Origin of the sequence: Collimonas sp. (assembly GCF_044339385.1) — a bacterium.
Lineage (GTDB): Bacteria > Pseudomonadota > Gammaproteobacteria > Burkholderiales > Burkholderiaceae_D > Collimonas.
This window is the reverse complement of the sequence record NZ_JBIIVN010000013.1, coordinates 20,883-27,278: the sequence shown is the minus strand read 5'-3', so window position 1 is coordinate 27,278 and position 6,396 is coordinate 20,883. Positions and strand designations below refer to the sequence as shown.

General features: G+C 54.1%; 5 protein-coding genes. 4 read left to right on the top strand and 1 reads right to left on the bottom strand.

What is annotated here, in order from left to right:
* A partial coding sequence (locus tag ACIQ0R_RS01950; protein ID WP_395823155.1) for a transposase occupies positions 1-160 on the bottom strand: 160 nt, incomplete at its 3' end.
* A gap of 1,289 nt (positions 161-1,449) precedes the next feature.
* Between ACIQ0R_RS01950 and ACIQ0R_RS01945 the strand changes: the two genes are divergently transcribed.
* The 4 genes from ACIQ0R_RS01945 to ACIQ0R_RS01930 all read left to right on the top strand — a co-directional run bounded on the left by ACIQ0R_RS01945 (position 1,450) and on the right by ACIQ0R_RS01930 (position 6,305).
* Positions 1,450-1,896 carry a CBS domain-containing protein gene (locus ACIQ0R_RS01945; RefSeq protein WP_395823151.1) on the top strand — a complete coding sequence of 149 codons (447 nt, stop codon included), beginning with the start codon at positions 1,450-1,452 and terminating at the stop codon, positions 1,894-1,896.
* A gap of 448 nt (positions 1,897-2,344) precedes the next feature.
* Entirely contained in the window at positions 2,345-4,231 is a 1,887-nt protein-coding gene (locus tag ACIQ0R_RS01940) for an MFS transporter (protein ID WP_395823149.1), read from the top strand.
* 118 nt (positions 4,232-4,349) lie between these two features.
* Positions 4,350-5,441 (top strand): chorismate synthase, encoded by a 1,092-nt coding sequence (gene aroC / locus ACIQ0R_RS01935; protein WP_395823147.1) that lies wholly within the window; start codon positions 4,350-4,352, stop codon positions 5,439-5,441.
* Between the two features lie 102 nt (positions 5,442-5,543).
* On the top strand, positions 5,544-6,305 hold the full coding sequence (locus ACIQ0R_RS01930) for a sulfite exporter TauE/SafE family protein (protein ID WP_395823145.1): 762 nt from the start codon (positions 5,544-5,546) through the stop codon (positions 6,303-6,305).
* The last annotated feature ends 91 nt before the right edge of the window (positions 6,306-6,396 follow it).

The following is a 6,396-nucleotide window of genomic DNA, read 5'->3' as shown; positions in this document are numbered from 1 at the left end:
CAGCCTGTTCAACCAATTCTTTCTTCCATTGCCGCACTTGGGTCGGGTGGACATTGTGCTCCTGGGCGATCTCGTTGATTGTCTTGAGACCTCGTACCGCATCCAGTGCCACCTTCGCTTTTTGTTGTCCGCTGAAACTGTTTCGTTTTAATTCGTTCATATCCTGCCTTCGTTGTTCAGTGCAGGATACTCCTTAAACTATTGTCCGGATTTCCGGGTCCACTATAATCTAACATCCTGCTTTCGTAAAATTTCTCGATCAGACAGCCAGGGAAAGCGATTCTGCGCAGATGACCGCGGTCGTTCTGGAGAATACAAAAATCCACCATCACATTAATCGGGAAACGCTCAACTGCTGAACACCTGAAGCATCAGTAGGTGTGTTTCAGTGAGTGCTGTCTGTTGCTTACAAAGTCAGCTGTGTTTTAGGCATTTAAAGATTGCAAGGGTTGATATTTTTATAGCATTTTGTCTGGGTTGGGAATGGTATTTTTATAAACAGTATGGTGAGCGGGGCGGCATTGCTTGATCGCGCAATACTTTTTAGTACTTACCGGTGACGGAGTATGAATTTTGAATAACGCATCCCTAACGAACGGCGGCTTGCGACTTCAGCAATCAAATTTTGGTCATGTTGGGCGGCAGCCATCGCATCCTCAGAATTGTTCTGCAGCACACACCGGGCCACGGAATTTCTCGCGTCAGCAACTATCGCCGCGCTCTGTAGCGGCTCCCTTTATGGCGGACATTCTCGGAGGTAAGGCAACGTTGCAGGCGTTGCCATCCATCTCTTTTTCTAACGTGCAACTCATTAACGTTAATGACGGGTTGGAAGTTGCGCTTACAGGCGTTAGAGTTGCAGGAAGCCAAAGTGTCGAGCATGAAACCGAGCAAGCAATAAAAATCGGCGGGCGATAAATTAAATACGCAGGGTATGCCGACGGTATCGCAAATTCCGACAGGACTATTTTCATCACTAACAGTCATATTTTCGTTCCACGAACCGGGATCAACACGCGTCTTCAGGCCGCTCCGGTGAGTGTCAGTTTGGCGGGTCAACAGGTCATCTGCACGCGATCCTGATGTTGCGCATGGAGGCCGCTGTAGCCTGCGTCAATTCCGGGAAAATGGAATTCTTGAGACTTTCATCATTCATGACATCACCCCAGGTAGCCTGCGCTTGGCAGGCGGCGATAACCGAAGGGGGTTTTTGTGACACACACATTCTCTCCAATCTCAACCGTGGAGAGATTGCGTCTGAAACGCAAAATGCTTGTCCTGATTGACGACAGCATCAGTAATACCCGGCAGGTCTTTGCTTTTATCTCATGTCGTTTCAAGTGACTGTGCCGATGCTGCGCTGCGCGGTAGATTTTTGGTCTCGCTTAGGCTACATTCGAGTACGCAAGCTTAACCCAAGCATAACCAAACCGAAGGCAGAATGACCTTATGAAAGTTTCCGAAATCCTCAAAGTCAAAGGCGATATTCTTTACACAGTAACACCCGATACGCCGCTGATCGATGTCGTCAATACGATGGCGGAGCGAGACATCGGTTCTCTGGTAGTGATGGAATTCGGTTCGCTGGTGGGCATGCTGACTTTCCGCGAAGTGCTGGTGGCGATTCATCAGAACGGCGGAGCGGTTGGCACCAATACTGTGCGCAAGCATATGGACGATAGTCCGATTACCGTCACCCCCGACACCGAGGTCAATGAGGTACGCCGTATCATGCTGGAGCGCCACGCGCGTTATGTGCCAATCATGGATGCGCGCACCTTGCTCGGCGTGATGTCCTTTTATGACGTGGCAAAAGCTGTACTGGATGCGCAGGGCTTTGAGAACAAGATGCTCAAGGCCTATATCCGCGACTGGCCGTCGGCGGCCGAAGAGTAGGATTCTTTCCCGCCTCGGGAACAGCATTAAATCGTTAAACCGTTTGTGGCGGGATGATGCTGCAAACGGTTTTTTTGCGCATTTTTGTGTAAACTGCATGAATATCAAAATATCAAAATATCAAAATATCAAAATATCAAAATATCAAAATATCAAAATATCAAGACACAAAAATATCAAGACACAAAAATATCAAGACACAAAAATATCAAGACACAAAAATATCAAGACACAAAAATATCAAGACACAAAAATATCAAGACACAAAAATATCAATGAATAAAGATGTCAATGAATAAAGATGTCAATGAATAAAGATGTCAATGAATAAAGATGTCAATGAATAAAGATGTCAATAAATAAAAATGTCAAAAATGAATTAATTCATTGTAGCCAGTTGCTATCAGCCGCCGCCAGTAGGTGTATTTCTCTTCCACTTGCCTAATCCATGTCAAAAACCAGTCAATTTTCCTTACTCCGACAAAAGCGCTTTGCGCCATTCTTCTGGACCCAGTTTTTTGGTGCATTCAACGACAACGTATTTAAGACCGCATTGCTGACAATCCTTACCTACGAAGCGCTGAACTGGACCAGCATGGACGCCAACCTGCCCAACAACCTGATTCCCGGTTTGTTCATCCTGCCGTTCGTGGTGTTTTCGGCAACCGCCGGTCAACTCGCCGACAAGTTCGAGAAATCGTCTTTGGCTCGTTACGTCAAGGTGCTGGAAATCGTCATCATGTCGATTGCCGCGGTCGGCTGGATGACGCATACCTTGTGGCTGCTGATTCTGGCGATTGTCGGCATGGGCGTCCATTCGACGATCTTCGGGCCGGTCAAGTATGCGTATCTGCCGCAGCAGTTGCGCCGGGATGAACTGGTGGGCGGCAACGGCATTATCGAAATGGGTACCTTCGTCGGCATCCTGCTGGGCGAAGTGCTGGGTGCGCTGCTGGTGCTCCATCAGCCCTGGGGTATCGAGCTGGTGGTTGGCGGCACGTTGGCCATTGCGGTTGCTGGCTGGTTGTTCAGTCGCCGCATTCCGCTGACGCCGGCGGCCGAGCCGACGCTGAAGATCAATTGGAATCCGATCCCGGAAACGATGCGCAATCTTGCTTTCTCGCGCAAGAACCGGCCGGTTTTCCTGGCGATGCTGGCCAATTCCTGGTTCTGGTTTTACGGCGCCATCGTGCTGGCGCAGTTCCCGTTGTTTGCCAAGAATTATCTGCATGGCGACCATAGCGTGTTTGTGCTGCTGCTGACGGTGTTTTCGCTCGGCGTTGGAGTTGGTTCGCTGTTGTGCGAGCGTCTGTCTGGCCATAAGGTTGAAATCGGTCTGGTGCCTTTTGGCGCCATCGGCTTGTCGGTATTCGGCCTGGATCTGTTTCTGGCCAGCGTCAGTTACACCAATACCGTCGCAGTCGATATGAGCGGTTTTCTGCAGCAGTACGGCAGCTGGCGCATCCTTATGGACTGCATCATGATCGGCCTGTTCGGCGGCTTGTACATCGTGCCGTTGTTCGCCGTAATCCAGACCCGCTGCGATCCCCGGCATCTGTCGCGCACGATTGCCGGCATGAATATCATGAATGCCTTGTTCATGGTGGCGGCGGCGCTGGTGGCGCTGGTATTGCTGCAACTGGGCTTTACGATTCCGCAGATTTTCCTGGTCACCGCGATTCTTAATGCGCTTGTTGCTATATATATTTTCACGGTGGTGCCGGAGTACCTGGTGCGGTTCATTGCCTGGATCCTGATCCACACCATCCATCGCGTGAAGACCATCAACCGCGATCTGATTCCCGCCGAAGGGGCCGCGGTACTGGTGTGTAACCACGTCAGCTACATCGATGCCATCGTCATCATGGCGGCCAGCCCGCGTCCGATCCGGTTCGTGATGGATCACAGAATCTCCAGGATTCCTGTATTGGCCTGGCTGTTCAAGACCGCCAAGGCGATACCGATTGCGCCTGCCAAAGAAAATCCGGAAATCATGGAGCGCGCTTTCGCGCAAATCGCCGCAGCGTTGGAAGACGGCGATCTGATCTGTATTTTCCCGGAAGGAAAACTGACCAGCACTGGCGATATGAACGCCTTCCGTGGCGGCATCAAGAAGATCGTCGATCGCACTCCGGTGCCTGTCATCCCGATGGCACTGAGCGGACTCTGGGGCAGCATGTGGACCCGCAGCGCCGGTAATCCTTTGCATCGTTCGTTCAAGCGCGGCCCGTTGTCGGCATTGCAGCTTGCGGTGGGCGAGCCGGTGGCGCCGGCACAGGCTACACCCGAGTATCTGCAAGAGCAAGTGCAAGCCCTGCGTGGCGCCTGGCAGTGAATCGTGCATGGCTGAACGACATGTTGATACCTCCAAGGCAACAAGCCTGCCGTTCAGGTAGCCCCTGGGGGGCGGCACTGGTAAAATCACGTTTTTAGGCCTCTTTATCTGGATCATCATGCCCGGCAATACTTTTGGCAGTCTGTTTAGCGTCACCAATTTCGGCGAATCCCACGGCCCTGCCATCGGCTGCGTGATCGATGGCTGTCCGCCGGGAATGGCGTTGTCGGAAGCCGATATCCAGCCTGACCTTGATCGCCGCAAGCCCGGCACTTCACGCCATGTGACCCAGCGGCAGGAGCCGGACACTGTCGAGATCCTGTCTGGCGTCTACGAAGGCAAGACTACCGGCACACCGATTGCGTTGTTGATCCGCAATCAGGACCAGCGCAGCAAGGATTATGGCAACATCGTCGATACTTTCCGTCCCGGCCATGCCGATTACACCTACTGGCAAAAATACGGCATCCGCGATCCGCGCGGCGGCGGCCGTTCATCGGCTCGGCTGACGGCACCGATTGTCGGCGCTGCGGCGATCGCCAAGAAATGGCTGCGGCAGCAATACGGCACCACATTTAAGGGTTGCATGAGCCAGTTAGGCGAATTGCCGATCATGTTCGAATCCTGGGAGCATGTCCCGAATAACCCGTTTTTTGCCGCTAATGTCAGCCAGATCGCCGAACTTGAAGCGTATATGGATGCGTTGCGTAAGGATGGCGATTCCTGTGGTGCACGCATCGATGTGGTGGCAGCCAACGTCCCGGTCGGTTTGGGCGAGCCGCTGTACGATAAGCTCGATGCCGAGATCGGCTACGCGATGATGGGCATCAATGCCGTCAAGGGTGTGGAAATCGGTGCCGGTTTCGCCTCGGTGGCGCAAAAAGGTTCTCAGCATGGCGACGAAATCACGCGTCACGGCTTTCTCACCAACAACGCCGGTGGCATTCTGGGCGGTATTTCCAGCGGCCAGGACATTACCGTCTCGCTTGCCATCAAGCCGACTTCCAGCATTCGCACGCCGCGCCAGTCGATTGACAAACAGGGCAATCCGGCTATCGTTGAAACCTTCGGTCGCCACGATCCTTGCGTTGGCATCCGCGCCACGCCGATTGCCGAAGCGATGCTGGCGCTGGTATTGATGGATCATGCATTGCGCAACCGCGCCCAATGCGGCGACGTCGGCGTGGCGCAGCTGGTCGATTCCAAGTAGTACCCGTCCGGCACCGCCAGCATTTGCCGCGGTGCCGCTCTTCTTTCATTCGTCGGACACCCGCCGTTCAGCGGAGACGCCGTCGCCAACTGCCGGATTATCATGCTTGAAGAATTATCGCTGTTTGCTGGCAACCTGCTTCTGGGCGCCGTGCTGGGTGGGGTTGGCGGCTTGTTCGGGATAGGTGGTGGCTTGATCGCGATCCCGGTGCTGGGCCTGCTGTACGGCATGGATCAGCAACTGGCACAAGGCACGGCGCTGGTCATGGTGGCGCCCAATGTGATGCTCGGTTTCTGGCGCTACCGTCAGCGCAACAGTCTGGACTTGCCTTCTGCCGTCGTGCTGGGCGGCTCGGCGATACTGGTAACCTATGCCACCGCCTGGTACGCTACTATCATCAGCGCCGCCAGATTGCACTTTGCCTTCGCGGTTTTCATGGGCGGGCTGGGCCTGTATCTGTTCTGGAACGCCGCCCGCAAGAAGTCGTTGCGGCGCGCTCAACCTTTGCTGGGGCCGCGTTATCTGCCGGTGGTCGGGGTCATCGGTGGCGCTATTTCAGGGTTTTTCGGGGTCGGCGGCGGGGTCGTCGCGCCACCGGCGCTGGTGGCGTTCTTCGGCATGACCCAGACCGCCGCTCAGGGTATGGCATTGGCGCTGGTCTCGCCGGGAGCGCTAATTGCCCTTGGCACCTTCGCCTATGCCGGCCACGTCGACTGGCACATTGGCATTCCGCTGGCCGTCGGCGGCATCTTCAGCGTCTCCGCCGGTGTCGCACTGGCGCATCGTCTGCCTGAGCGCAAGTTGCGTCTGAGCTTCAGTACGGCGTTGATTTTGCTGGCCGCATGGCTAATCTTGCGCGGCTGATGGCGGTTTACGTTACGCTAGAGCCTAAGTACAAGAGTCACATCAGTACCCAAAGCAAGTCTCGGCATCAGATCGAATCCCGAAAAAAGGG

Bases quoted from the DNA above. Each gene is read 5' to 3' on its own strand.
- ACIQ0R_RS01945 (WP_395823151.1), top strand. From the start codon at position 1,450: ATGAAAGTTTCCGAAATCCTCAAAGTCAAAGGCGATATTCTTTACACA.
- ACIQ0R_RS01940 (WP_395823149.1), top strand. From the start codon at position 2,345: ATGTCAAAAACCAGTCAATTTTCCTTACTCCGACAAAAGCGCTTTGCG.
- aroC (WP_395823147.1), top strand. From the start codon at position 4,350: ATGCCCGGCAATACTTTTGGCAGTCTGTTTAGCGTCACCAATTTCGGC.
- ACIQ0R_RS01930 (WP_395823145.1), top strand. From the start codon at position 5,544: ATGCTTGAAGAATTATCGCTGTTTGCTGGCAACCTGCTTCTGGGCGCC.